This is a genomic window from Glycomyces terrestris (assembly GCF_003933745.1).
Lineage (GTDB): Bacteria > Actinomycetota > Actinomycetes > Mycobacteriales > Micromonosporaceae > Glycomyces > Glycomyces terrestris.
Window position 1 is genome coordinate 1,025,934 of the sequence record NZ_RSEB01000001.1, and the last position, 25,471, is coordinate 1,051,404.

Genomic DNA, 25,471 nt, shown 5'->3' on the forward strand with positions numbered 1-25,471 from the left:
TTCACCCTTCCCCTCCATGATAGCTCGCTCAGCGTGAGCGTCAAGTCACACCGAGCGACGATCTCGGACTAGGCCCCGATCTCGGCGCTCAGCTGCTCCATGAACGCCGCGGTGCTCTCCTCGACGGTGGTCTGGCCGAAGATCAACGTCTCGAACACGCCGAGCATGATGTCGGCGGCGGTGCCCGAGCCGACCGGCGGCACGACCGGGCCCTCGCCCAGGTCGGGCGTGAGGTCGGCGATGTAGGACGCGGCCAGCGCCTGGTCCGGCGGCAGCTGCGGCAGGATGCGCTCGCGCTGGGCGGTGTTGGCCGGGAGGCCGCGGTCGCCGAGCATGAGGTCCAGGGACTCGTCGCTGTTGAGCAGGAAGTCGACGAGCTTCGCCGAAGCGGCCTGGTCGGAGGTGGTGCGCGAGATCGACCAGAACATGGCCGACTTCAGGTAGAGGCCGGGCTGGGAGCCCTCGCTCTCGCCGGGGACGCGCAGGAGCACCAGGTCGGAGCCGAGCACCGACTGGAGGGCGCCGATCTGGTTGGTCCAGTAGAACTCCGTGGCGCCGGTGCCGGTGGCGAGCGGAGCCTGGTCCTGGCCGGCGGCGAAGGACTCGACGATGGTGCTGGACTCGGGGATGGCCCCGGAGGCCTGCATGTCGAGGACCATCTGCCACCAGGCGTTCATGGTGCCCTCGGTGAAGCCGAGCTTGCCGTCGTCGGTGTAGAGGCTCTCGCCCTTCTGGCGCGCGAACACGTTGAACAGGGACTCGTTGCTGAAGGTGATGGCGGAGTTGCCGATCGCCGCGCCCGAGGCCGAGATGTCGGTGGTGAACTGCATGAAGTCGGCCCAGGTCCAGGTCTTGTCGTCGGGCATCGCGACGCCGGCGGCCTCGACGAGCGCCGGGTTCACCACGAGGGTGAGGGCGTTGACGCCGGTGGGGATGCCGTAGGTCTTGCCGTCGAACCGGCCGGTCTGGAGCGTGCCCTCCTCGATGTTCGACAGGTCGATGCCGAGGTCGTCGAGGGCGAGGAGCGCGTTCTTGTCGGCGTAGTCGCGCAGGTAGCGGTCGTCCTGCTGGAGGACGTCGGGCGCGTTGTTGCCGGAGACCGAGACGTTCAGGGCGTCCCAGTAGGAGTCGAACTCGTTGGGGCTGGGCTTGATCGTGACGCCCTCGTTCTTGGCGAGGAAGGCGTCGATGATCTGCTGGGTGTACTCGTGGCGGGGGTCGGAGCCCCACCACCAGAAGTCCAGCTCGCCGTCGCCCTCTTCGGCGCCGCCGCCGTCGTTGCCGCAGGCCGCGAGGAGGGGGGCGGCCGCGGCGCCGAGGATGCCGGCTTTGGCGAGCGTCCTCCGCGAGACGCCCGAGGGGTTCGAGTTGCGCATGCGTTCGTCCTTTCAGGACTCTGTGAGGGTTGTTGTGCCGGATGTTACTTGATGCCGGTGGTCGCGATCCCCCGGACGAGGTACCGCTGGCCGGCGAGGAAGAACCCGAAGATCGGGCCCAGGGCGACGATCGACATCGCGAAGAGCGCCCCCCAGTTGGTCGTGCCGGTGGAGTCCATGAACAGGCGCAGTGCCAGGGGCACGGTCTGGAGGTCCACGTCGCGCAGGTAGATCAGCTGGGAGTAGAAGTCGTTCCACGTCCAGATGAACGTGAAGATGGCGGTCGTCGCGAGCGCGGGCATGCACAGCGGCATGATGATCCGCAGGTAGGTGCCCCAGTAGCCGCAGCCGTCGATCGAGGCGGCCTCGTCCAGCTCGCGCGGCAGGCCGCGGATGAACTGGACCATGAGGAACACGAAGAACGCGTCCGTGGCGAGGAGTTTGGGGACGATGAGCGGCCAGAACGTGTCGACCCAGCCGAGGTTGTTGAACAGGATGTACTGCGGGATGATCACGACGTGGATCGGCAGCATGATGGTGCCGAGCATGACCGCGAAGAGCATGCCGCGCAAGGGGAACCGCAGCCGGGCGAAGGCGTAGGCGGCCATCGAGCAGGACACCAGGTTGCCGACGATGGAGCCGGCCACGATGACCATCGAGTTCCAGATGTACGTCTCGAAGGGGTGCGGCAGGGCGGTCCAGCCCTCGGCGTAGTTGCTCCACTCCCAGGTGTTCGGGAACAGGCCGGGGTCGGTGAAGATCTCGTCGAGCGGCTTGAAGCTGGCCGAGAGCATCCACAGCAGCGGGTAGATCATGACCATCGCGGCGACGGTCAGGAGCAGGTGGAAGACGAAGCGGCGCAGGCCGGTCGCGGGGCCGCGGCGGTCGCGGGTCGGGGCGGGGGCCGTCGTCTCAGTCATTGTCGCCATAGAACACCCAGAATTTCGACATGAGGAAGTTGAGCGCGGTGAAGATCGCGATGATGGCCAGGAGCAGCCAGGCGATGGCCGAGGCGTAGCCCATGTCGAACTGGGTGAAGCCCTGGTCGTAGAGGTACAGCGTCAGGAACATGGTGGAGTCGGCCGGGCCGCCCTTGCCGCTGGAGATGATGAACGCCTGGGTGAACGACTGGAACGAGTTGATGATCTGGAGCACCAGGTTGAAGAAGATGATGGGGGTCAGGAGCGGGATGGTGACGCTCCAGAACCGGCGCAGCGGGCCGGCGCCGTCGACCTTGGCCGCCTCGTAGTACATGGCGGGGATCTGGCGCAGGCCGGCGAGGAAGATGATCATCGGCGAGCCGAACGTCCACACGTGCAGCACGATGAGGGTGCCGAGGGCGTAGTCGGGGTGGGAGACCCAGCCCTCGCCCTGGATGCCGAAGATCGCGAGCACCTGGTTGACCAGGCCCTCGGTGCCGAAGATCTGGCGCCACATGATGGCGATGGCCACCGAGCCGCCGAGCAGCGAGGGCAGGTAGAACACCGAGCGGTAGAACGACATGCCGCGCAGGCCGCGGTCGAGGACGATCGCGAGGAGGAGCGCGGCCCCGAGCTGGAGCGGCACCGACACGAAGGTGTAGACCGCGGTGACCTTGATGGCGTTGGCGAGCCGCGGGTCCTCGAGCATCCGGGCGTAGTTCTCGCCGCCGACCCATTCGCCGTAGCCGAGGCTGTAGTCGGTGAACGAGAGGTAGAACGAGGCGACCATGGGCCCGATGGTGATGGCGAGCAGGCCGAGGATCCAGGGCGACATGAAGCTCAGGGCGGCCCAGCGCTCGCGGGTGCGGATCGTCCCGCGGCCCCGGTTCGGGGCCGGGCGCTTCGCGGGGGCCGCGGGCTCGGGCGGTGGGCCCGAGCTGCGCTGCTTCGGGCGCACCACAGCGACATCGTTGTCGGTCATAGGGTATTGGGACCTTTCGGAGGGGGTTGGCTCCTAGATCACATCAATCTATGCAACCGCTTGCCTAAAGTCAATGGCTCAACTTAAATTCTTGGATATTGTTCGCGGCGCGGCCTGCGGCCGGGGGCATTCCGGGCCGCCGTTCACCGCCGTCCCACCGGCAACGGGAACGGGCCCGCCCGGCGGTGCGCCGGGCGGGCCCTGGTTTCCTGTGGCGGTCAGGCGTTGACGGGAGTGCGCTCCGGCGCGGCGGGCGCCTCGTCGGACTCCTTGATCCCGTACTTGGCGTAGAGCTTCCCGAGCGGGCCGGGGACCCACCAGTTGGCGCGGCCGAGCAGGCGCATCGTGGCGGGGACGAGGAGCATCCGGACCACGGTGGCGTCGAGGAAGATCGCGATCGCCATGCCGAGGCCGATCATCTTCATGAACGTGATGCCGCTGAAGGCGAAGGCGCCGACCACCACGATGAGGATGGCCGCGGCGGCGGTGATGATCGAGCCGGTCGACTGCATGCCGCGCAGGACGGCGGTGCGGTTGTCGGCCCCGCGGTCCCACTCCTCGCGGACCCGCGAGAGCAGGAAGACCTCGTAGTCGGTGGCGAGCGCGAACAGCAGGGCGATCATGAGCAGCAGGTTCGACGGGTCGATATAGCCCGAGGGCGTGAAGTCGAGGACGCCGGAGAGGTGGCCTTCCTGGAAGATCCACACCACGACGCCGAGCGCGGCCCCGAGCGAGACGGCGTTCATCAGGACCGCCTTGATCGGCAGCAGGATCGAGCCGAAGGCGAGGAACAGCACGACCATGGTGACGATGACGATGTAGCCGAGCATGTAGGGCAGGCCGTCGCCGATCGCCTCGAGCATGTCGACGCGGTCGGAGGCGCCGCCGGTGATGTACAGCTCGGCGCCGTCCACGTCGATGGCGCGCGCGTCCTCGATGAGCCCGCGCGCGTCGGCGCTGAAGGGGTCGAGGTCGTAGTGGACGTCGAACAGGACCGCGTCGCCGGTCGGCGCGGCGGCCGGCCGCACGGCGTCGACGTGGTCGAGCGCTTCGAGCTCGGCCTGGGCCGCGGCGGCCGCGGCCTCGTCGCCGGCGACCATGACCTGGAACTGCTCCTGGTCGCCGCCGGGGAAGTCCGCGGCAATCGTCTCGGTGACCACGCGCGACTCGGCGTCCTCGGGCATGTCGCGCTCGTCGACGCCGCCGAAGGCCATGTCGAGCATGGGGCTGGCGAGCAGGGCCATGAAGGCGAGGACCGGGAGCAGCACGAGCACGGGGCGGCGCATGACGCCGGCCGCGAGCGAGTGCCAGAAGCCGGTGTCGGTCTTGGCCTGCGCGTCGCGGCGCCAGGGGAGGCGGCCCTTGTCGACGCGGTGGCCGAGGAGGTAGAGCACGGCGGGCAGGGCCACGAGCGCGGCGAGCATGGCGACGCCGACGGCGGACATGACGCCGTACGCGATGCCGTGCAGGAACGGCACGTCGACCAGGAGGAGCCCGCCCATGGACAGGACGATGATGAGGCCCGAGACCATGACGGTGCGCCCGGCGGTGGCGACGGTGTTCATCGTGGCGGTGCGCTTGTCGCGGCCCTGCGCGAGCTCCTCGCGGAAGCGGCGCAGTACGAACAGCGAGTAGTCGATGGACATGCCGAGGCCGATGATGGTGATGACGTTGGCGGCGAAGACCGAGACGTCGGTGAACTCGGTGATGACGCGGGTGACCGCGAAGCCGCCGAGGATCGACATGCCGCCGATGAGCAGCGGCAGCGAGGCGGCCACGAGGGCGCCGAAGACCAGGATCATGATGAGCAGCAGGATCGGCATCGAAATCATCTCGGCGATCTCGAGGTCGTGCTGCACCTGCTCGTTCAGGTCGGCGAAGACGGCGGCGCCGCCGCCGAGGCTGACCTCCAGGCCGGAGGACTCGGCCGCGTCGCGCAGCTCCTCCTCGATCAGGGTGAACTCGTTCGCGCGGTCCTCCGCGGAGGAGCCGGCGAGCGAGACCGGCACGATGAGGGCGTGCCCGTCCTCGGAGGCGAGGCCGGCGGCCTGCTCGGGGGCGGCGGCGAGGACCTCGTAGTAGGAGTCGGCGCCCTCGACGCCGTCGATGCCGCGGATGTCCTCCACCGCACCGGTGACGCCGGAGGCGAACGCCTCGTCGTCCACGGTGAGGTCGTCGGACGCGAACAGGACCACGACCTCGGCGCCGATGGAGCCGAACTCGTCCTCGATCGCCTCGGCGTCGCGGACGGAGCGGGCGTCCTGGGAGACGTAGCCGCCGTCGGTGAACTCGTCGAAGACGCCGAGGCCCCAGGTGGCGCCGACGGCGAAGACGGCCGCGACGCCGGCCAGGATCACCCAGCGCGCTTTGATGACCGCGCGGCCAATCAGGGAATACATGGATTTCTCCTATGGGTGTTCAAGCGGAGAGGAAGACTGCGACCGCTGGTGCCGACGACTCCGACGGCGGTACGATGTAAGCGTTGATCATTTAGCTAACGCTGTTTACTCTAATGAACGCCCCTCATAGAGTCAACGGCGTTAACTAACTTGTAAGCAGAGGAGAGCAGTGACTTCCAACACCGCGGGTGGCCCGACCCGTCGCGAGCGAATGCGCGCCGAGACCATCGCCGAGATCAAGGCGAGCGCCCGGAGGCAGCTCCAGGAGCGCGGCCCGAGCGGGATCTCGCTCCGCGCGATCGCCCGCGAGGTGGGAGTCACGCCGGCGGCCCTGTACCGGTACTTCGACAGCCTCGACGCCCTGCTCGTCGCCATCTGCTGCGACCTCTACGACGAACTTATCGCCAGCACCGCGGCCGCCATGGACGCGTACCCCGCCGACGCGCACCTCGAACGGATGAAGTCCTGGATCTGGTCCTTCCGGTCCTGGGCCGTGTCCAACCGGCGCGAGTTCGAGCTCATGCTCTCCTACCCGGAGGGCGGCTCGGCGATGGCGATCGACGGCCGCCGGCTCGGGGAGGCCGTCGAGGACGTCGACCCGGTGACCCTGAAGTCCCTGGAGCACTCGCAGATGTGCGGGCGGGAGCTGGCGAAGTTCTACCGCCGGGTCGAGGCCGGCGAGGTCGAGTCGGCCAACCCCGTCGAGATCCCCCCGCTCTCCGAGGCGCTCCAGGCCGAGCTGATGGAGAAGTGCGCCGCGTTCATCGTGGGCGAGCCGCTGCCGCTGTCGTGGATCTTCACCTTCACCTCCGGCTGGGTGCGGGTGTTCGGCCTGGTCGTGATGGAGGCGTTCGGATCACTGCCGGTGCAGGAGAACATCGACGAGTTCTACAAGACGCAGATCGTCTCGGTCATGCGCGAGTTCGGGATCGGCGAGTAGGGACGGCGACGGGCCCGGACGAGAGCGTCCGGGCCCGTCGGTTCGCGTCAGTTCGCGGCCGCCTCGGCGGGGCAGCTCCGGATGTCGTGGCCGACCGAGGTCATGCACTTGCCGGACTTGAGGTTCCACTTCCAGCCGTGCATCTGGCAGGTGAGGACGCCGTCCTCGATCTTCCCGAAGACCGACAGGTCGGCCTTGAGGTGCGGGCAGCGGCGCTGGAACTGCCAGCCGTTCATGACGATGTCCTCGTCGTCGGGGCGCTGCTCGGCGTACCAGCCCTCGGCGTACTGGAGGCGCTCCTCGGAGAGGCACTTGAAGAACGCGTACACGTACTCGTTGTACTGGCCGATGCGCGCGGCGGTGAAGCGGCAGGACAGGAACAGCGAGTTGACCCAGTCGACCTCGCGGATGTGGAGCAGGTGCTCGATGAGGCGCCGCTCGGTGCGGAACCGGTAGCGGACCTTGCCCCCGTCGTCGGGGTGGATCTTGCGTTCGAGGAAGTCGAACACGATCGACTCCACGACCTCGTCGGAGTCGGGCGCGGTCAGGTCGAAGCGGACGGGCCCGCCGATGCCGGTGGCGATGTGCTCGGCGGAGGCCATGAGCGGCTCGATGCGCTCGCGCAGGGTCTCCAGGACGTCGATCTCGGGGTGGGACCAGGACGCCTTCTCGGCCGCGATGCGCGGCTGCATGCGCTCCTTGAACTCGTCGAGGTGCTGCTTCTTGTTGGCGAACCACTCGCGGAGGTCGTCCACGGGGTGCTCGACCGAGCCGCGGCCGTCGGCGAAGACCTCGGCGACGGAGCCGGGCAGCAGGATGATGTTGTTGTCGTGCCCCTGCTGCTCGAGCCACTGCACGTACGCCATCTGGTCGGGGAAGATGTTCCCCTCGTCGCCGAAGACGTCGTTGAACGGGTAGAGCGCGTCGTCGAGGAAGCAGGGCGGGCCGGCGATCGGGAAGACCCAGTCGCCCTGGACGTCGTCGATGTAGCGCAGCGAGCGGTCGAAGCCGCGCTCGCGCTTCTGCTTCCCGAAGGCGCGCTTGGCGTTGTCGGGCAGCTCGTACACCATCGGGAACCAGATCGCGCCGGAGAACTGGAGCAGGTGGGCGTGGATCTTCCCGTGCTGGAGGAACACGCTCATGTCGGTGGGGCGGGCGTCGTTCTGGTTGAGCAGGCGGGTGCCGTCGGCGTCCTCGACCCACAGCGAGGAGTCGCCGATGGGGCCGTCGGTGGGGCTGGTGAGCGCCTGGATCATGACCTTGACGCCGCCGGGGAGCTCCACGATCTCCTCGGAGACGGTCTTGATGAACTTGTGGAAGCCCAGGGCGCGCAGCTCGGACTCGAGCTCGGAGGTGGGGTACTCGGGCAGCAGGACCGTCGTGTCCTTGCTGATGTGCTTGGTGAGGTGCTCCTCGTCGAAGTGGTCGCGGTGCAGGTGCGAGACGTACAGGTAGTCGGCCTGCCCGAGGGCGTCCCAGTCCAGCCGCGAGTTGTCGGGGAAGGGGAACCACGACGCGAAGTAGGCGGGGTTCACCCAGGGGTCGCACAGGATCGAACCCGCGGCGGTCTCGATGAACATGCTGGCGTGGCCGGTACCGGTGATTCGCACGGTTACCCTTCCGGACATGGGGACGACGACGGATCCAGCCTACAAGTCACAGCGCAGGCGGGGCCGGGACGCCGTCGCTTGTGGCGTGGGAGACTGTTCCGGTCAATCGAGTGGTTGGAGGAACCCGCATGGCTGCCGAAGAGCAGATTCTCTCGCCCGATCAGCGCAAGCCGACCAGCCGCAAGGCCCTCTACTCGGCGCTGACCGTCGGCATCGTCATCAACCTGGCGTACCTGTTCGGCAACCACCAGGGCTGGGTGGAGGACGTGTTCCTCCTCCTCACCGCCGGCGTCCTGCTGGCGATCATCGTCACCGACGCCTGGCTGGTCAAGGCCGGCCTGCGCTAGCCCGAAGACCAAGAGGGGCCGGACCGCGACGCGGTCCGGCCCCTGTCGTCTTGCGCCGCTAGTGCATCATGCCGCGGCGGGCGAACATCTCGCGGACCTCGCGGAGCGCGGAGTCCACTTCGGCCTCGAAGTAGCCGCCCTGCACGAGCGAGAACTGGCTGGTGTCGAGTTCGCGGTCGGACAGCGGGACCGGGTTGCGGCCGGTCATCGCCGAGGACACGGCGTCGAACATCTGGTCCACCTGGCCGGGGTCGTACCCGGAGCCGAAGCGGCGCGGCTGGAAGGCGCGGCGCAGCTGCTCGAGGCGCTGCACGTCGTCGGGCGTGAAGGGGGAGTCCGACGCCCGCATCTCCGTGGTCATCTCGTCGCGGCCGTGCCGGCTGGGGGCCTCGAAGCCGCGGCCCTCGTAGGGGTTGCGGCGCCCGAAGTCCGGCGGGGTGGCCGCGCCGCGCGGGCCGGGCCCGGGGGGCGGGCCGCCGAAGCCGCCGGCGGGGTCCTGCCCAGGGGGCGGGACCGGGGGCGCGCCGAAGCCGCCCGCGGGCTCGTGCTGCGGGCCGCGGTCGAAGCCGCCCTGCATGGGCGGGCTCGGGACGCCGGCGCGGCGCCCGTACGAGGTGTCCTCCTGCGGCCCGGGACCGAAGCCGCCCTGGGCGCCGCCGTACTCGCGGCCGCGCGGGGCCCCGTAGGGCTCGGGCTGCGGCGGCTCGGGGCGGCCCATGGGGCCCTGCGGGCCCATGCCGGGGACGAGGTTCTGCGGGATCGCCTGGGTCGGCGCCGCCGGGGGCAGCGGCTCCGGCTCGGGCTGGCCGTAGCGGTCGGCCCGCGGGATCGCGCCGGTCTGGTGGGGCGGGCCCATGGGGTTCTGCTGGATCGGCGACTGGTGCGGCGGGGCCGCGCGGCGGCTGCCGGTGTCGCTGAACTCGTCGTCGTAGGCCGCGCCGAACCCGGGGGGCGGCTCGGGGGCGCCGCGGCGCGGTCCCTGACCGTAGACGCCGGGCTGCTCGGCGGGGCCGAAACCGCCGCGCCGCGGGTCGGACTGGAGCGGGAGCTGCTCGGTGGCGCCGTGCGGCACGGGGCCGGCCTGGGGGCCGTCGTGCCCGGGGCCGCCGGCGCGGGGGCCTCCCTGCGCGGGCGGGGCGAAGTCGCCGCGCACCGGCTCGGGGCCGCGCGGGCCGCCGCCGTACTCGCTGCCGCCGTAGACGCCCGGTTCGGGGGCGCCGCCGCGCGGCGGGCCGAAGCCGTTGGCGCCGCGCTGGGGGGCGAACTCGTCGCGGCCGCCGGGCCCGAACTGGTCTTGGGGAGGTCCGAACTGGTCCTGCGGGGGCCCGAACTGATCCTGGGGAGGACCGAACTGGTCCTGGGGACCGCCGAACTGGTCCTGCGGCGGACCGAAGTCGTCGCGGGGTCCGCCGAAGTCGCCGCGGCCGCCCTGGGGACCGCCGCGGGGCGCGCCGAAGTCCTGGCCGCCGCGCTTGGCGAACGGGTCGTCGTAGTCGTCCCCGGGCGGGCCGGAGAGGAACCCGAAGCCCTCGTCGTCGTCGCCGCGGAGGTCGCCGAAGCCCTCGTTGTCCTGGGGGGCGGCGGCCCGCGGCGCGGGTCCGCGGCCGCGGCCGACCGGCTCGGGGGCCGGCGGCGGGGGCGCCATCTCGCGGGCGGCCATCATCTCGTGCGCGGGGATGACCTGGGTCGCCTGGGTCTCGGGGGCGCGGCGCGCGCCCGGCCCCGGCTGCATCGGGGGCTCGTCGAAGCCGCGGCCGCCCGGGAGCGCCGCCGCCTCGGGCTTGCCGTAGTCGGGAGCGGGGGCGGAGCCGAGGACGCCGCGCTCCTCCAGCTCGGCGAGCTGGCGCGCGACCCGGTCGAGGTAGACGTCCACCTGCCACTCGTCGTAGCCGCCGAAGCGGACCCTGAAGACGACGTCGTCGACCTCGTCCGCCGAGACGGGGCTGCCCACCGGCTCGCCGGCGAGCGTCGCCTCAACGCGGTCCAGGAACGCGTCGACTTCGTCGACCTTGTAGCCCCGGCTCAACGCCCGGCGCCGGAACCGGTCACCATGACTCGCCACTACCAAGCCACCCTTTCCGCCTACTCCGCGGCGCCGGAGGCGCCGAGCGGCTTCGCACCGGCGCGGCCGGGCGTCCCGGCCTCCCGGACCGAAGCGGCCAGCTGCCCGCAAGCGCCGTCGATCTCTTGGCCGCGCGTATCGCGCACCGTCGTGGACACGCCCGCTTCGCGGAGGCGCCGCACGAACTCCGCCTCAACCGGTTTGGGACTCGCGTCCCACCGGCTCCCCGGCGTGGGGTTCAAGGGAATCAGGTTGACGTGGACCAGCTTGCCCTTCAAGAGCTTTCCGAGCAGGTCGGCCCGCCACGGCTGGTCGTTCACGTCCCTGATCATCGCGTACTCGATCGAGACGCGACGTTTCGTCACCCGAGCGTACTCCCAGGCCGCGTCGAGGACCTCGGCGACCTTCCAGCGGGTGTTGATGGGGACGAGCTCGTCGCGCAGCTCGTCGTCGGGCGCGTGGAGCGACACCGCCAGGCGCACCGGCAGGCCCTCCTCCGCGAGCTTCTTGATGGTGGGCACCAGGCCGACCGTGGAGACGGTGACGTTCCGGGCCGACAGGCCGATCCCGTCGGGCACCGGCTTCGTGATGAGGTGCAGCGCGGACTTGAGCCGGGCCCAGTTCGCGAGCGGCTCGCCCATGCCCATGAACACGATGTTCGACAGGCGCCCCAGGCCGCGCTCCTCGGCGAGCCGGGCGGCGTTGACGACCTGGTCGACGATCTCGGCGGTCGTCAGGTTGCGGTCGAGGCCGCCCTGGCCGGTGGCGCAGAACGGGCAGGCCATGCCGCAGCCGGCCTGCGAGGACACGCACGCGGTGACCCGGTCGGGGTAGGCCATGATCACGGACTCGACCAGCGCGCCGTCGTACAGGCGCCAGACGGCCTTGACGGTCTTGCCGCCGTCGCACGAGTCGACTCGGATCGGGTGGAGGAGCCGCGGGAGCAGCGCCTCGCCGATGGCCTCGCGCGCGGCGGCCGGCAGGTCGGTCATCTGGGAGGCGTCGCCGACGTGGCGGCCGAAGTACTGCTGGCGCAGCTGCTTGGCGCGGAAGGCGGGCTGCCCGATCTCGGAGAGGACGGACTGGCACCCGGCCAGGTCGAGGTCGGCGAGGTGCCGGGGCGCGGCCTTGCGGGGGCGCGGTTCGGTCAACGTGAGTGCTACAGACATGTCACGACCTAGTCTCGCATGACAGGCCCGCGGCCCGCCAACCCCGGATCGTCGAATTCACCCCGGGCCCTCCTTCGTCGGATCCACCAATCAGGACACATCACCCGAGCAGGTAACGGAACCACACATAGGCCACGGGGGCCACCATGAGGATCGAGTCGAGCCGGTCCATGACCCCGCCGTGGCCGGGGATGAGATTGCTCATGTCCTTGATGCCGAGGTCCCGCTTCAGCAGCGAGACGGACAGGTCCCCCAAGGTAGCGGCCAGGGCGACGCACACGCCGAACGCCACGCCCAGGGGGAAGGACACGCCGAAGAACGCCCAGAGGGTGACCGAGCCGCCGATCGCGGCGGCCGCGACGGAGCCGGCCAGGCCCTCCCAGGACTTCTTGGGGCTGATGCGGGGCGTCATCTGGTGGCGGCCGAACAGGACCCCGGCGGTGTAGCCGCCGGTGTCGGAGCACACCACGGCGAACAGGTAGATGAGGACCTGCGCGGCGGCGCCGTCGATGAGGCGGGCGTCGCCGGCGTCGGAGGTCGCCAGGAGCGCCACGAACCCGGCCAGGAACGGGACCTGGACGAGCACGAGCGCGGCGGCGGAGATGTCGGTGCGGTAGCCGGTGGCGCCCTCGGAGAGCCGCCACACGTACAGGGCGGCGACGCTGACGGCGGTGCCGAGGAGGAGGCCGGTGGCCCCGCCGAACCAGGCGAGGACGACGATGAGCGCCCCGGCGGCCGCGAGCGGGATCACGGGGACGTTCTTGCCGCCCTTGCGCATCGCGGTGCCGGTCTCCCAGCAGGCGACGGCCACGGCGATCGCGGCGAGGCCGAGGAACGCGATCGGCTGGAACAGGAGGGAGGCGAGGACGACCGCGGCCATGCCGAGCCCGGCGCCGATGGCGACGGGGAGGTTGCGGCCGGCCTTGGGCTTGGGGTCGGGGCCGGCCTCGGCGGTGTCGCGCCCGCGCCCGGGCCCGTCGGGGGACGGGTGCGGGCGACGGCCGGGCGCACCGTCGGGAATCGCGCTCATCAGATCTCGAGCAGCTCGGACTCTTTGGAGGCGACGAGCTCGTCCACCTGGCCGGTGAAGCGGCCGGTCAGGTCGTCGAGCTCCTTCTCGCCGGAGCGGCCCTCGTCCTCGGAGACCTCGCCGTCCTTGACGAACTTGCCGATCTCGTCCTTGGCCTTGCGGCGCACGTTGCGGATCGCGATCTTGGCGTCCTCGCCCTTGGTGCGGACGATCTTGATCATCTCGCGGCGGCGCTCCTCGGTCATCGGAGGCAGGTTGAGCCGCAGCTGGGTGCCCTCGTTCGACGGGTTCACGCCGAGGTTCGAGTTGCGGATCGCGTCCTCGATCTCCTTCATCTGGGAGGAGTCGAAGGGCTTGACGATGACCATGCGGGGCTCGGGGATCGCGATGGAGGCCACCTGCGGGATGGGGGTGGGCGCACCGTAGTAGTCGACGGTGATCCGGTTGAACATGGCGGAGGAGGCCCGGCCGGTGCGGACCGCGGCGAATTCCTCCTTGGCGTGCTCGATGGCGCGCTCCATCTTCTCCTCGGCTTCGAGGAGGGTGTCGTCAATCACGGCTTTCTCACATTCTCTCGCGGCCTTGACAGCACTTCTGACCGTACCGTCCCGCCGTCGGTCCTCGGTGGCGCGGACGTCCCCTTCGGCGGGGTCCGCCGCACCGGTTCAGTCCTCGGCGGCGTGGATGAGGGTCCCGATCTGGTCGCCGACGAGCGCGCGGCGCAGGTTCCCGTCGTCGTCGGCGCCGAAGACGCGCATCGGCAGGGCGTTGTCCTTGCAGAGGCTGAAGGCGGCCTGGTCGACGACCATGAGCTCGCGCTTGAGGGCCTCGTCGAAGGTGATGTCGTCCAGGCGCTGCGCGTCGGGGTCGGTCTTGGGGTCGGCGGTGTAGACCGCGTCGACGCCGTTCTTGGAGACGAGGACCTCCTGCGCGCCGATCTCGAGGGCGCGCTGGGCGGCGACGGTGTCGGTGGAGAAGTACGGCATCCCGGCGCCGGCGCCGAAGATGACGACGCGGCCCTTCTCCAGGTGGCGGATGGCGCGCAGCGGCAGGTACGCCTCGGCGACCTGCGCCATGGCGATCGCGGTCTGGACGCGCGTGTCGACGCCCTCCTTCTCCAGGAAGTCCTGGAGGGCGAGGCAGTTCATGACGGTGCCGAGCATGCCCATGTAGTCGGCGCGGGCGCGGTCCATGCCGCGGCGCTGGAGCTCGGCGCCCCGGAAGAAGTTGCCGCCGCCGACGACCACGGCCACCTGGACGCCTTCGGCCACGCCCGCGGCGATCTGGCGGGCGACCGCCTGGACGACGTCGGGGTCCACGCCGACGGAACCGCCGCCGAAGGACTCGCCGGACAGTTTCAGGACGACCCGGCGGAACGTGGCTTGACTCATGGCACTCCCTGCTCTGACTTTCCTTCGGCGGGCGGCGCGCCGCTGGCGCGGCCCGGGTGCTCCAGACATGGAACGAGGCGGCGGCCTGCGCCGCCGCCCCTTCCCATGCTTACGGCTGGAGCCAGTGTAGTCCGCGTCCGCGGACCGCTCGCTACTCCTGGCCGACTTCGAAGCGGATGAAGCCGGTGACCTCGGTGCCGGCCTCGGCCAGCACCTGGCGGACGGTCTTCTTGTTGTCGAGGACCGAGGTCTGGTCGAGCAGGACGAAGTCGCGGAAGTAGGCGTTGACCTTGCCTTCGACGATCTTGTCCCAGGCGCGCTCGGGCTTGCCCTCTTCCTTGGCGGTCTCGAGCGCGACGCGCTTCTCGGTCTCGATGATGTCGGCCGGGACCTCGTCGCTGGTGAGGTACTTCGGACGCATCGCGGCGGCCTGCATGCCGGCCTGGCGGGCGGCCTCGGCGTCACCGGTGTAGGAGACGAGGATGCCCACGGCGGGCGGGAGGTCGGCGGCCTTGCGGTGCATGTACACCGAGACGTCGCCCTCCAGCGAGCCGACGCGGCCCAGGGCGATCTTCTCACCGAGCTTCACCGACTCGTCGGCGATGACCTGGGCGACCGTGGTGCCGTTGAGCTCGGCCTGCTCGAAGGCCGCGCCGTCCGCGGGGCGGACCTCGTCGGCGCGCTCCACCAGGGTCTGGGCGAGCTCGATGAACGCGCCGTTCTTGGCCACGAAGTCGGTCTCGCACAGCAGCTCGAGAATGGTGTTGCCGGACTGGGCGATCAGGCCCTGGGCGGTGGTGCGCTCGGCGCGCTTGCCCACGTCCTTGGCGCCCTTGATGCGCAGCGCCTCGAGGGCGGTGTCGTAGTCGCCGTCAGCCGCTTCGAGGGCCTTCTTGACGTCCATCATCCCGGAGCCGGTGGCTTCCCGGAGCTTCTTGACGTCAGCCATCGTGAAGTTGGCCATTGCTCCCCTTCTTACTACTCGTGAGTGCCGAATTACTCGGCGGAGGTCTGCTCGGTCGCCTCGGCCTCGGCGGCCGGAGCGGCGGCCTCGGCGGGCTTGTCCTCGACGAGGAGCTCCTTCTCCCACTCGGCGAGCGGCTCGCCCTCGGCCTTCTCGCCCTGGCCGCCGGAGCGGGCCAGGAGGCCCTCGGCCGCGCCGTCGGCGATGACCTTGGTCAGCAGCGCGACGGAGCGGATCGCGTCGTCGTTGCCGGGGATCGGGAAGTCGACCTCGTCGGGGTCGCAGTTGGTGTCGAGGATCGCGACGACGGGGATGCCGAGCTTGCGGGCCTCGTCGACGGCGATGTGCTCCTTCTTGGTGTCCACGATCCAGATCGCGGCCGGGGTCTTCTCCATGTCGCGGAGGCCGCCGAGCGTGCGCTCGAGCTTGTCCTTCTCGCGCATGAGCTGGAGCATTTCCTTCTTGGTGCGGTTGGCCGCACCGTTGGCCTCGATGATCTCGAGTTCCTTGAGGCGCATGAGGCGCTTCTGGATGGTCTGGAAGTTCGTGAGCATGCCGCCGAGCCAGCGGTGGTTCACGAAGGGCATCCCGACGCGCTGGGCCTGCTCGGCCACGGCCTCCTGGGCCTGCTTCTTGGTGCCGACGAAGAGGACCTCGCCGCCCTCGGCGACGACGTTCTTGACGAAGTCGTGGGCCTTGGCCGCGTAGTCGACCGTCTGGCGCAGGTCGATGACGTAGATGCCGTTGCGGTCGGTGAGGATGAACCGCTTCATCTTCGGGTTCCAGCGACGGGTCTGGTGGCCGAAGTGCACGCCGCTCTCGAGGAGCTGGCGCATGGTGACAACCGACACGGTTGTGTTCCTTTCGTTCCCTGGTTCGTTCGCGGGTGCCGCCCGAGGTCCGGGCGTCCCGCGCCTGGCACCCGCCTCCGGCGATCCGCAACCGGGAAGGACCCGGACCTGGGAGATCGCGAGGGCCGGACCTTGCCCACCGCAGTGCTCGGGTACCGAGATGGCGATGGAGGTCGGGCCGCGACGAGTGCGCGAAGTCGGTTCGGCGCACAGTGGTGCCGTACCGCTTTGATCAGTGTACTTGCCGCCGCCGGACCCCCGCGAAGGCGGTGGACGGCAGTGACTGAGGCAATGCGCCGGCGCGGCCCGGAACCGCCCGCCGCCCCCGCCGCATGATGAGGCGTTCGCGCAGGCAGCGGCCCCGGCACGGGAGTTATCCACAGGCCCGGAAGATTTTTGTGGGCGATTCCGGCGCACCCGCCGAACCTTGAGTCATGCGACGACTACAGAACGCGACGATCCTGGGGCTCATCGCCACCGTGATCCTCACCGCCACGGCCCTCCTCCAGCCCGCGCCCGCGCTCGCGGGAGACCAGGGCCACTCGCCCTGGCGCCCGCCGACCGGCGGGCTCGACCTCCGCACCCCGTTCGACCCGCCGCCCCTGCCGTGGATGAGCGGCCACCGCGGCGTCGACCTCGCCGCCGCCGACGCGCAGACCGTGGTCGCCGCCGGAGCCGGCACGGTGATGTTCGCGGGCGACCTCGCCGGGCGCGGCGTGGTGAGCATCGCCCACGCGAACGGCCTGCGCACCACGTACGAACCGGTCGAGCCGTCGGTGGCCGCGGGCGAGACCGTGGCCGCGGGCCAGCCGATCGGCGCCCTGCAAGCGGGCCACGGCTCCTGCCCGGGCGCGGTCTGCCTGCACCTGGGCCTCAAGCGCGGGCCGCTCTACCTCGACCCGATGCTCCTGTTCGGCGCCGGCGAGGTCCGCCTCCTCCCCCGGCCCGGCCGCGCGGAGGCCCGCTCATGAACGTCTCGCGAACTCCCGCCCCGCCGCGGCCGGACGGCATCGACCTGCGCCGCCTCACCCCGCACCAGCTCGGCCGCCTCGGCGAGGACCTCGCCGCGGCCCACCTCAAGCGGCACCGCATGCAGATCCTGGCCCGCAACTGGCGCGACCGCAGCGGCGAGCTCGACCTCGTGGCCCGCAGCGGCGACACCGTGGTCGTCTGCGAGGTGAAGACCCGCCGCTCCGAGCGCTTCGGCGGCCCGCTCGGGGCCGTCGACGGCGAGAAGGTCCACCGCCTCGAACGCCTCGCCCGCTCGTGGCTGCGCGGGCACTGCCGCCCCGACCAGCCGTGGCGGCTCGACCGCCTCGCGCTCACCGTCACCGGCACCGCGCGGCTGGAGCTCGAGCACCGCCAGGGGGCCCGCCGTGGGTTACGCGCGCACGAACACCGTCTGCATGGTCGGCGCCGCGGCCGTCGCGGTCACCGTCGAGGCCTCGGTCTACAAGTCCTCGTCGAAGGGCGCTGACACGGTCCGCATGTCGGGCCTGCCGGACAACGTCGTCAACCAGGCCCAGACGCGGGTCCGCTCGGCGATGGCGAACTCGGCACTCCGCTTCCCCGACAAGTCGATCAGCGTGAACTTCGCACCGGCCTCGGTCCCGACCACCGGCTCGGCCGCGGACCTCGCGCTCGCGGTGACGATCATGTGCGCCGACGACCTGCTCCCGGTCGAGCGCCTCGCCGACGCGGTCCTGCTCGCGGAGCTCGGCCTCGACGGCAGCCTGCGCTCGGTCCCGGGCACGCTCCCGGCGCTCATGGAGGCCCGCCGCGCCGGCCTGCGGACGGCGATCGTCGCCCCGGAGAACGCGGCGGAGGCGGCGATGGTCGAGGGCCTGACGATCCTGGCCCCGCGCGACCTCGCCACCGTCGTCGCCTGGATCTTCGGCCAGACGCCCCTGGACCCGGTGCCGCGCCCGCCGGCGCCCCCGCCGCCGCGGCTCCCGGACCTGGCCGACGTCCACGGCCAGCCGCTCGCCCGGCGGGCCTTGGAGATCGCGGCCGCGGGCGGCCACCACATGCTCATGATCGGCCCGCCCGGGGCGGGGAAGACGATGCTCGCCGAGCGGCTCCCGTCGATCCTGCCGCCGCTGTCGGACGCGGAGGCGGTCGAGGTGACCTCACTGCACTCGTTGCGCGGCAGGTTCACCGGCGGCGCGGCCGCGCTCCTGCACAACGCGCCGTTCGAGGCGCCGCACCACTCGATCACGATGCAGGCGCTGGTCGGCGGCGGCAGCGGGAACGTCGGTCCGGGCTCGCTCGCGCTCGCCCACCGCGGGGTCCTGTTCATCGACGAGGCCCCCGAGTGGCCCCGCGCAGTCCTCGACTCGCTGCGCCAGCCGCTGGAGAGCGGCGAGGTCCGCATCCGCCGGGCGAACACGTCGATCTGCTACCCCGCCAAGGTGACCCTGGTCCTGGCGGCGAACCCGTGCCCGTGCGCTCCGAACAAGCCGGCGGACTGCACCTGCCCGCCGCTGAAGCGCCGCGGCTATCTCACGCGGATCTCGCGGCCGCTCATGGACCGCATCGACCTGCGCGTGCACCTGCCGCCGGTGCCGCCGTCGGCGATCCTCACCGACGTCACGGAGGCCGAGCCGTCCGGTTCGGTGGCGAAGCGGGTCCTGCGGGCGCGGGAGGCGGCGGCCTCCCGCTGGGCCGAGGCCGGCGAGCCGTGGGGCCTGAACAGCGAGGTGCCCGGCCCGGTGCTCCGCTCGGTCCGCTGGCGGCTGCCGCCGTCCGACCGCAGGCGCGTCGACGACCTCCTGCTGAAGGAGCGCATCACGGCCCGCGGCTACGACCGGGTCCTGAAGCTGGCGTGGACGATCGCGGACCTCCGCGAGCACGAGAGACCGACCGCCGACGACGTGGCCGAGGCCAGCGAGCTGCGGCTCGGCTACCCGCTCCGATGAACCGCTGCCGCAGACCCGATCCGCCGCAAGGCGGTCGGAGAGGAGGACCCGTGACCAACCTGCCCACCGACGCCCGCCGGGCGCTCATGCTGCTGTCCGAACTGGTGGAGCCCGGCGACGCCGAGCTCGACGACCTGCTCGCGGACACCGACCCGATCGAGGCGGTCAAGAAGATCTGGGAGGGCGACGTGCCGGACCGGCTCCGGCGGCTCACCAGCGCCTCGGTCTCGTGCACGCCCGACCCGGCCGACCGCGCCGAGCAGATCGCCGCGGCGACGGAGGCGTGCGGCGCCCGGGTGCTGGCGCCCGGGGACCCCGACTGGCCCGAGCAGCTGCGCGACCTCCACTTGGTCTGCGACGCGGACGAACCGCACGTGCGGCCGCCGAGGTGCCTGTGGGTGCGGGGCCGGCGGGACCTCGCGGAGCTGTGCGGCCGCTCGGTGGCGATCGTCGGTTCGCGGGCGGCCAGCGAGTACGGCCAGCACCTGGCCGACGACCTCGCCGCGGACCTGACTTCGGCGGGCTGGACGATCGTCTCGGGCGGCGCCCTGGGCATCGACCGGGCGGCCCATCTGGGTTCGCTGGCGCGCGGCGGCGCGACGGTGGCGGTGCTGGCCTGCGGGGTGGAGCTGCCGTATCCGAAGGCGAACCACTCGATGTTCAACCTGATCGCCGAGCAGGGGATGCTCCTGAGCGAGTGGCCGCCGGGCTCGTCGGCGATGAAGCACCGCTTCCTGACCCGGAACCGCGTGATCGCGGCGCTGACGGCGGGAACGGTCGTGGTGGAGGCGGCCGACCGCTCGGGGGCCCGGAACACGGCGCGGTATGCGGCCGAGCTGGGGCGGGTGCTGATGTTCACGCCGGGCCCGGTGACGTCCTCGCAGTCGGTGGGGGTCCACCGGCTGGCAAGGGAGCCTTGGGAAGCGCGCCTGGTGACGAACGCCGAGGAGGTCGTGGAGGACCTGACCGGCATCGGCGGCCCGCTCGCGACCCCGCCGCCGCCGCAGCGCCGCCCGCTCGACCGCCTGACGGAGATCGAGGCGCGTCTGGTCGAGTCCCTCCCGCGCGGCTACGTGGTCGAAACGGCCCGCCTGGCAGCCGCGGCGGGCCTCCCCACAGAGACGGCGGCCGAGACCCTCGAACGCCTCCAGCGCATGCGCTGGGTCGACCGAATAGACAACCGCTGGCGCCTCGCCAGGCCTTCGCGGCCTTGATCCCGACCACCTGCGACCGAAAGGAGTCCGACCCTGACCCGAATCCGAGCCCCGCCGAACCGGCGGCCTGGTCCACCGCGTCTCAACGGCGAGCCGGCACGGACCCGACCAGCACTCCACGCACGTCGACGCCATTGGCAAGCAATGCGGTGCACCGCATCCGAAATCGAACCGGGGTGGGAGGGGTGGGGGCGGGGGGGGGAGGGCCCCAGCGAGGCGCGCCGGGGAAACCGAAGCGGTGGCGCGGCAACGCCAGCCGGCGCTTCAGGGTGGGCGTGCGACGGGAGGGGTGGGCGGGAGGGGGCGGGGAGCGGGGGGGGAGGGCCCCCAAGGAAGCCGGTCGCGTCAGGGGATCGGCGGGGCGGGTGGGAGGGGGTAGTCGAGGTTGACCGTGCTCGGGTTCTCGAGTTCGGCGAGGGGGGCCCAGCATTCGTAGACGCCGCGCTCGACGCAGGTGGCGTCGGTGGCCATGATCGCTTCGATGTCGGGGTTGCTCAGCCGCAGGCGGACCCAGTCCTCGTTGCGGCCCAGGGCGACGACCTCGGTGTCGCGCCAGCGCGCGCGGGTGTGGAAGCGGCGCGGGGCGGTGATCGGGCTGCGGCTGGCGGCGCCGCGGGCGTAGGCGTGGAAGCCGTGGCCGGGGTCGGCGGTGATCGGGACGCGCTCGCCTTCGTGCTCGCCGGTGAGCCCGGCGTGCACGGAGGGGTTGACGCGGAAGAGGGTGCGGCCGGTCTCGAGGCCGGGGATGCGGTTGACGAGGTCGCGGTGGCGGGCGCCGGCGACGCGGCTCCACACGTTGGTCTGCGGCTGGTACTGGAACAGCGCGATCTCGGCGCCGTCGGGCGTGTACGCGAGGATCTCCGCGCGCGCGGTGAGCGGCAGGTCGGCGAGGCCCGCGGTGGCGAACTCGGCGATGAGGTGCGTGCCGCTGGGCAGGAACCCGGTGCCGAGGATCATCGAGCCGCGGCGTTCGCGGCCGGGGATGCCGACGAGGCCGGGGAAGTGCACGAGTTCGGTGCTGGTGTAGTCCTCGGGCGCGATCGCGCGCCAGCGCAGGGCGAAGGCGAGGTCGCGCACGTCGTCGGGGTCGCCGGAGAGGACGACGCGGTCGTTGGGGAACCGCAGGTGGGCGACGTCGAATTCGCGGAAGCACAGGCCGCTGACCAGGGGCGCGGACGTGAGTTGGCGCGAGACCTGGTGGCGGCTCAGGGGTTTGACCATGCGGGTGCCGGGCGTGATGAACGCCGTGGCGCGGCTGGCGGAGACGAGGGCGCGTTCGGCGGGGCCGATGCGCGGGTTCTGGCTGTACTGGTGCACTGTGGACGCCGTGATCCCGGGCATGACCGGGATCGACAGCGGGGCGACGCCGGCGAGGAGCATCTCGCCGCCGGCGCTGACGGCTTCGGAGGCGTGGATGAACCGGTGGTAGGCCGATCCGGTCGGCTGGAAGCCGGGTTCCGAAGTGTCCGAATAGAGCTCGAATGCGGCGCCGCCGGCGACCGCACGGGCCCGGTACCGCCTGTCATGCCAGACGATCTCGGTGATGCCGGTCTGCGCGGCAGGTGGGGCCTGCATGACGCTGAGTGTACGGATTCGGTTGAACGGATCGGTGAACCGAAGGTGAACACCAGCCGCCGCGGGGCCGCGGAGCTGGGGTCACACCGTTTCGGTGACCTTTTTGAGACCTCTTGGGGCGTCGGGGTTCTCGCCGCGCTCGATGGCGAGATGGAGTGCGACCCGTTGCAGCGGAAGGATGTCGAGGAGGGCGGCGAATCGCTCGTCGACGGCGGGGGTGGCGAGGCGGGCGGTCTGGCCGGGGACGTCGGCGGCGCCGACGATGACGACGTCGGCGCGCTGCTTCTCGAGTCGGGTGAGGACGTTCCACATGGCGTGGCCGCCGGGGCCGGAGCCGACGACGGCGAGGACGGGGACGCCGGGGTCGGCCATGGCGAGGGGGCCGTGGAGGAGGTCGGCGCCGGAGAAGGCGAGGGCGGGGAGGTAGGAGGTCTCCATGAGTTTGAGGGCGGTCTCGCGGGCGGTGGGGTAGGCGTAGCCGCGGCCGGTGGTGACGAAGCGGGAGGCGAAGCGGTAGCGGCCGGCGAGGTCGGCGGCGCCGGGGTCGTCGAGGACGCTCTGGGCGAGTTCGGGGAGCTTGTCGAGGACGGCGGTCTCGGCGGCGTCGAGGCGGCCGGTGCCGGTGCGGATGCCTTCGATGAGGAGCAGGAGGGTGAGGAGTTCGGCGGTGTAGGTCTTGGTGGCGGCGACGGCGCGCTCGTGGCCGGCGCGGACGTCGAGGTGGAGTTCGGCTTCGGCGGCGAGGCGCGAGTCGGGGTTGTTGGTGACGGCGAGGGTGAGGGCGCCGCCGGCGCGGGCGGCGGCGACGACCTGGGCGAGGTCGGGGGAGCCGCCGGACTGGGAGACGGCGATGACGAGGCTGTCGGACCAGTCGGGGCGGGCGTCGTAGACGGTGACGACGGAGGGGCTGGCGAGGCTGGCGGGGAGGCCGAGGCGGATCTCGGTGAGGTAGGCGGCGTAGAGGGCGGCGTGGTCGGAGGTGCCGCGGGCGGTGAAGACGATGGAGCGGGGCCGGCGCTCGGCGATGAGGGCGGCGATGCGGGCGATCTCGGGGGCGCCGTGGGCGAGCACGTCGGCGTAGACGTCGGGCTGCTCGGCGATGTCGGCGGCCATGCCGGTTCCGGGGCGCTCGTCGGCGCCGGTGGTGTCGGGGACGCCGGCCTGGGGCTGGTTCACGGGACGCTCCTTGTCAGACGGATACCGCAAAGAAATATTAAACAAACCTTCAAAATGAAGCCTAGTGCACGCGCGCCGGAGCCGTCCACCGCCGCCCGGGCATCCCGCCGGCCGGACCGCGCCCCCGTGCGGTCCCCTCAACCCTGCGTCGATTTCACGCCGTCGTCAACGCCCTCCGGACGGTCGCGCAGGTACCGGTAAGGTTGACCCACTGAATTCCCGACCACCGAGGAGGATGCCATGGCGAAAGCAGCTCGCAAGCGCAAGTCGCGTAAGAAGAAGGCCGCGAACCACGGGAAGCGGCCGAACAGCTAGCGCTTGGCGGGGCAGGCGGCCGTGGCCGCGACTGCCCCGCGATGGCACTGGCCCGAGGACAAGAACGAGACTTGCCCACATGACCGAAGCGCCGCGCGAAGCGCGCGAGCAGAACCAGCCGAGCACCCGCGAGCGGATCCAGGGGACCGCGATCGCGCTCTTCAGCGAGCACGGCTACGAGCACACCTCTCTCAGGGAGATCGCCGAGCACCTCGGCGTCACCAAGGCCGCGCTGTACTACCACTTCAAGACCAAGGAAGACATCGCGGCGAGCTTCTTCGAGTCCTACGCCAACGACCTCGACGGCATCTGCGACTGGGGCGACACCCAGCCGAGGGAACTCGCCACCCGCACCGAGCTGCTGCGCCGCTACGCGGAAGTCATCCGCGCGCACGTGCCGGTGCTCAGGTTCATGCAGAACAACCAGGCCGCGCTCACGCGCCTGGACCGCATGTCGGTCTTCCGGCTGCGGCAGCGGCGCCTGCACGCGCTGCTCGTGGAGTCGGACGCGCCCCTGATCCACCGCATGCGCGCGTGGGACGCGATCACGACCCTCTACAGCAACTGGATCACGTATCCTCGGGTCGACGAGTCCGAGGACGAGATCCGCGAGGCGTCGCTCCAGATCTCGATCGGCATGATCGAGGCGAACGCCGCCGCGTGACGCGGGGACGCTCGGGCGCGGTCAGCGATCGCGCTCGGCGACCTCGCTGAACAACTCGCTCACCTGCTCGATCGCGCTGAGCTTCTGGCGCAGGCGCTCCTTGACGTCGTCGGGCGCCTTCTCATTGCTGCAACAGCGGTGCACGATGGTGCGCACCTCCTGCTCGATGCCGTACTCCGAGAGGCACGGCGAGCAGTCCTCGAGGTGGTCCTTGATGACGTCGCGCCGCACCTCGGAGCACTCCTGGTCGAGGTAGAGGTAGACCTCCTCGAGGACCTCGCGACAGTCGAGGTGGGGCTTGTCCGGTTCGCTGGTCACGACTGGCCCTCCTGTGCGGGCGAAAGGCCGCGGTCGGCGGCGTACGAGCTCAGCAGCTGCCGCAGCTGCCGCCGGCCCCGGTGCAGCCGGGACATGACGGTGCCGATCGGCGTGCCCATGATGTCGGCGATCTCCTTGTAGGAGAAGCCCTCGACGTCGGCGAGGTAGACCGTCAGGCGGAAGTCCTCGCCGAGGCGCTGGAGGGCGTCCTTGACGTCGGAGTCGGGCAGGTGGTCGAGGGCCTCGGTCTCGGCCGAGCGCAGCCCCGAGGCCGAGTGCGACTCGGCGTCCGCGAGCTGCCAGTCCGTGATCTCGTCGGTCGGCGAGGTCAGCGGCTGGCGCTTCTTCTTGCGGTAGGAGTTGATGTACGTGTTCGTGAGGATCCGGTACAGCCACGCCTTGAGGTTGGTGCCCTCGCGGAACTGGTGGAACTTCGAGTACGCCTTCAGGAACGTCTCCTGGACCAGGTCCTCGGCGTCGGCCGGGTTGCGCGTCATGCGCAGGGCGGCGCCGTAGAGCTGGTCGATCAGGGGCATCGCGTCGCGCTCGAAACGCTCGCGCCGCTCCTGGGCGGTCTCGCTTCCTGCCTCGGTCACCGTCTCCCTCTCGTCGGCCTCAGAAGCCGAGCCTACGGCAGGGGTCTCGAGGGCGACGGCGGAAATACCCGCGGCGGTGACCCCGCCGACGGCGCCGTAGGCGGGGCTCCAGTCGGGCCCGCTCAACAAGGCGGCCAGACGTTCGTCTTCGCGTCCGCGGACGGTGGTGGTCATAAGCGATGCGCTCCTTTTTCAGGTCGGAGACTCGTACCGCTCAACAGCGCCCGCCCCGCGTTCATTCCGCCCGCGGCGAACCGCGGCGTGTCCGCTCCGCCACACCGCCGGGGCGGGAGGGCGAACGAGGCCGGCGAAACCCTCGAATCACGCGAAAACACTACGTATTGGCGGAATTGGTAACTTTCGGTGCGCGGAGTCGTTATGGTCGGTGGACCCGGAAGGGTCCTGATCGCGCCGGCCGTGCCGGGGCGTGAACTCCCAGTACCTGCCCCGGGCCGGCGGACATGACACCGCCGCCGGTCCGGGGAGGTCTCGACCCGGCCCCCTGCTCCCCCGCAACGCGAAAGGCCGCGACGGTCGCCCCGAGGGGCGGTCGCGGCCATCCGAACCGGTGAGCGCTAGGCGCCCACGGCCAAGGGGTTGATGTCCTTCCAGACCTCGATCATGGCGCGGCGCTCGCGGGGCGCGGTGGCCCCC

General features: G+C 71.1%; 23 protein-coding genes and 1 pseudogene. 8 read left to right on the forward strand and 16 right to left on the reverse strand.

Going from position 1 to position 25,471, the window contains the following annotated elements; genetic code table 11:
- Nucleotides 1-68: 68 nt before the first annotated feature.
- The 4 genes from EIW28_RS04870 to EIW28_RS04885 all read right to left on the reverse strand — a co-directional run bounded on the left by EIW28_RS04870 (nt 69) and on the right by EIW28_RS04885 (nt 5,677).
- Nucleotides 69-1,376 carry an ABC transporter substrate-binding protein gene (locus EIW28_RS04870; protein ID WP_125246545.1) on the reverse strand — a complete coding sequence of 436 codons (1,308 nt, stop codon included), beginning with the start codon at nt 1,374-1,376 and terminating at the stop codon, nt 69-71.
- 44 nt (nt 1,377-1,420) lie between these two features.
- Nucleotides 1,421-2,296 (reverse strand): carbohydrate ABC transporter permease, encoded by an 876-nt coding sequence (locus tag EIW28_RS04875; protein WP_197717064.1) that lies wholly within the window; start codon nt 2,294-2,296, stop codon nt 1,421-1,423.
- Nucleotides 2,289-3,278 (reverse strand): carbohydrate ABC transporter permease, encoded by a 990-nt coding sequence (locus EIW28_RS04880; protein WP_125246547.1) that lies wholly within the window; start codon nt 3,276-3,278, stop codon nt 2,289-2,291. The genes EIW28_RS04875 and EIW28_RS04880 overlap by 8 nt, the downstream gene beginning before the upstream one ends.
- Before the next feature lie 218 nt (nt 3,279-3,496).
- Nucleotides 3,497-5,677 carry an MMPL family transporter gene (locus tag EIW28_RS04885; RefSeq protein WP_125246548.1) on the reverse strand — a complete coding sequence of 727 codons (2,181 nt, stop codon included), beginning with the start codon at nt 5,675-5,677 and terminating at the stop codon, nt 3,497-3,499.
- Between the two features lie 169 nt (nt 5,678-5,846).
- Between EIW28_RS04885 and EIW28_RS04890 the strand changes: the two genes are divergently transcribed.
- On the forward strand, nt 5,847-6,617 hold the full coding sequence (locus tag EIW28_RS04890) for a TetR/AcrR family transcriptional regulator (protein ID WP_125246549.1): 771 nt from the start codon (nt 5,847-5,849) through the stop codon (nt 6,615-6,617).
- Between the two features lie 47 nt (nt 6,618-6,664).
- Here the strand turns inward: EIW28_RS04890 and EIW28_RS04895 are convergent, their stop codons facing one another.
- Nucleotides 6,665-8,227, reverse strand: coding sequence for a Rieske 2Fe-2S domain-containing protein (locus EIW28_RS04895; protein ID WP_125246550.1), 1,563 nt, complete (start codon nt 8,225-8,227; stop codon nt 6,665-6,667).
- 128 nt (nt 8,228-8,355) lie between these two features.
- On the opposite strand from EIW28_RS04895, the gene EIW28_RS04900 reads away from it, so the two are divergent.
- A complete protein-coding gene (locus tag EIW28_RS04900; RefSeq protein ID WP_125246551.1) occupies nt 8,356-8,574 on the forward strand; it encodes a DUF2631 domain-containing protein in 219 nt (72 codons plus the stop codon).
- 1,783 nt (nt 8,575-10,357) lie between these two features.
- On the opposite strand, the pseudogene EIW28_RS25595 reads toward EIW28_RS04900, so the two are convergent.
- The 7 genes and pseudogenes from EIW28_RS25595 to rpsB all read right to left on the reverse strand — a co-directional run.
- A pseudogene (locus EIW28_RS25595) lies at nt 10,358-10,636 on the reverse strand (DivIVA domain-containing protein); the annotation flags it as partial.
- 20 nt (nt 10,637-10,656) lie between these two features.
- On the reverse strand, nt 10,657-11,805 hold the full coding sequence (rlmN, locus tag EIW28_RS04910; protein WP_125246552.1) for a 23S rRNA (adenine(2503)-C(2))-methyltransferase RlmN: 1,149 nt from the start codon (nt 11,803-11,805) through the stop codon (nt 10,657-10,659).
- Nucleotides 11,806-11,905: 100 nt separating this feature from the next.
- Nucleotides 11,906-12,835: a phosphatidate cytidylyltransferase gene (locus tag EIW28_RS04915; RefSeq protein ID WP_125246553.1), complete on the reverse strand. Its 930-nt coding sequence runs from the start codon at nt 12,833-12,835 to the stop codon at nt 11,906-11,908.
- Nucleotides 12,835-13,392: a ribosome recycling factor gene (gene frr / locus EIW28_RS04920; RefSeq protein ID WP_125246554.1), complete on the reverse strand. Its 558-nt coding sequence runs from the start codon at nt 13,390-13,392 to the stop codon at nt 12,835-12,837. The genes EIW28_RS04915 and frr overlap by 1 nt, the downstream gene beginning before the upstream one ends.
- 108 nt (nt 13,393-13,500) lie before the next feature.
- Complete coding sequence (gene pyrH / locus EIW28_RS04925) at nt 13,501-14,226, reverse strand: UMP kinase (RefSeq protein ID WP_125246555.1); 726 nt, start codon at nt 14,224-14,226, stop codon at nt 13,501-13,503.
- A gap of 151 nt (nt 14,227-14,377) precedes the next feature.
- Nucleotides 14,378-15,190, reverse strand: coding sequence for a translation elongation factor Ts (tsf, locus tag EIW28_RS04930; RefSeq protein WP_125246556.1), 813 nt, complete (start codon nt 15,188-15,190; stop codon nt 14,378-14,380).
- Nucleotides 15,191-15,222: 32 nt separating this feature from the next.
- Complete coding sequence (gene rpsB, locus EIW28_RS04935) at nt 15,223-16,041, reverse strand: 30S ribosomal protein S2 (protein ID WP_125246557.1); 819 nt, start codon at nt 16,039-16,041, stop codon at nt 15,223-15,225.
- A 434-nt stretch (nt 16,042-16,475) separates the two neighbouring features.
- Between rpsB and EIW28_RS04940 the strand changes: the two genes are divergently transcribed.
- Genes EIW28_RS04940 through dprA form a run of 4 tightly spaced genes read left to right on the forward strand, consistent with a single transcriptional unit; the run spans nt 16,476 to nt 20,173 of the window.
- A complete protein-coding gene (locus tag EIW28_RS04940) occupies nt 16,476-17,012 on the forward strand; it encodes a M23 family metallopeptidase (protein ID WP_125246558.1) in 537 nt (178 codons plus the stop codon).
- Nucleotides 17,009-17,518 carry a YraN family protein gene (locus EIW28_RS04945; protein WP_125246559.1) on the forward strand — a complete coding sequence of 170 codons (510 nt, stop codon included), beginning with the start codon at nt 17,009-17,011 and terminating at the stop codon, nt 17,516-17,518. Before EIW28_RS04940 ends, EIW28_RS04945 begins: the two co-directional genes overlap by 4 nt.
- Entirely contained in the window at nt 17,418-18,959 is a 1,542-nt protein-coding gene (locus EIW28_RS04950; protein ID WP_125246560.1) for a YifB family Mg chelatase-like AAA ATPase, read from the forward strand. Before EIW28_RS04945 ends, EIW28_RS04950 begins: the two co-directional genes overlap by 101 nt.
- 50 nt (nt 18,960-19,009) lie before the next feature.
- On the forward strand, nt 19,010-20,173 hold the full coding sequence (gene dprA, locus EIW28_RS04955; RefSeq protein ID WP_158630288.1) for a DNA-processing protein DprA: 1,164 nt from the start codon (nt 19,010-19,012) through the stop codon (nt 20,171-20,173).
- 345 nt (nt 20,174-20,518) lie between these two features.
- On the opposite strand, the gene EIW28_RS04960 is transcribed toward dprA, so the two are convergent.
- Together EIW28_RS04960 and EIW28_RS04965 are read right to left on the reverse strand one after the other, a co-directional pair.
- Nucleotides 20,519-21,748, reverse strand: coding sequence for a hypothetical protein (locus tag EIW28_RS04960; RefSeq protein ID WP_125246562.1), 1,230 nt, complete (start codon nt 21,746-21,748; stop codon nt 20,519-20,521).
- 81 nt (nt 21,749-21,829) lie between these two features.
- Complete coding sequence (locus EIW28_RS04965) at nt 21,830-22,861, reverse strand: SIS domain-containing protein (RefSeq protein ID WP_125246743.1); 1,032 nt, start codon at nt 22,859-22,861, stop codon at nt 21,830-21,832.
- A gap of 303 nt (nt 22,862-23,164) precedes the next feature.
- Here EIW28_RS04965 and EIW28_RS25600 point away from each other — a divergent pair, with 303 nt between their 5' ends.
- Together EIW28_RS25600 and EIW28_RS25340 are read left to right on the forward strand one after the other, a co-directional pair.
- Entirely contained in the window at nt 23,165-23,239 is a 75-nt protein-coding gene (locus EIW28_RS25600) for a 50S ribosomal protein bL37 (protein WP_374209694.1), read from the forward strand.
- Nucleotides 23,240-23,318: 79 nt separating this feature from the next.
- Nucleotides 23,319-23,903, forward strand: a complete 585-nt coding sequence (locus EIW28_RS25340; protein WP_158630289.1) for a TetR/AcrR family transcriptional regulator — start codon at nt 23,319-23,321, stop codon at nt 23,901-23,903.
- Nucleotides 23,904-23,924: 21 nt separating this feature from the next.
- Here the strand turns inward: EIW28_RS25340 and rsrA are convergent, their stop codons facing one another.
- The gene (gene rsrA / locus EIW28_RS04975) at nt 23,925-24,221 is read right to left on the reverse strand and encodes a mycothiol system anti-sigma-R factor (protein WP_125246564.1); all 297 of its coding nucleotides are present in this window, start codon (nt 24,219-24,221) and stop codon (nt 23,925-23,927) included.
- Nucleotides 24,218-24,991: a sigma-70 family RNA polymerase sigma factor gene (locus EIW28_RS04980; RefSeq protein ID WP_125246565.1), complete on the reverse strand. Its 774-nt coding sequence runs from the start codon at nt 24,989-24,991 to the stop codon at nt 24,218-24,220. Before EIW28_RS04980 ends, rsrA begins: the two co-directional genes overlap by 4 nt.
- Nucleotides 24,992-25,471: the final 480 nt, after the last annotated feature.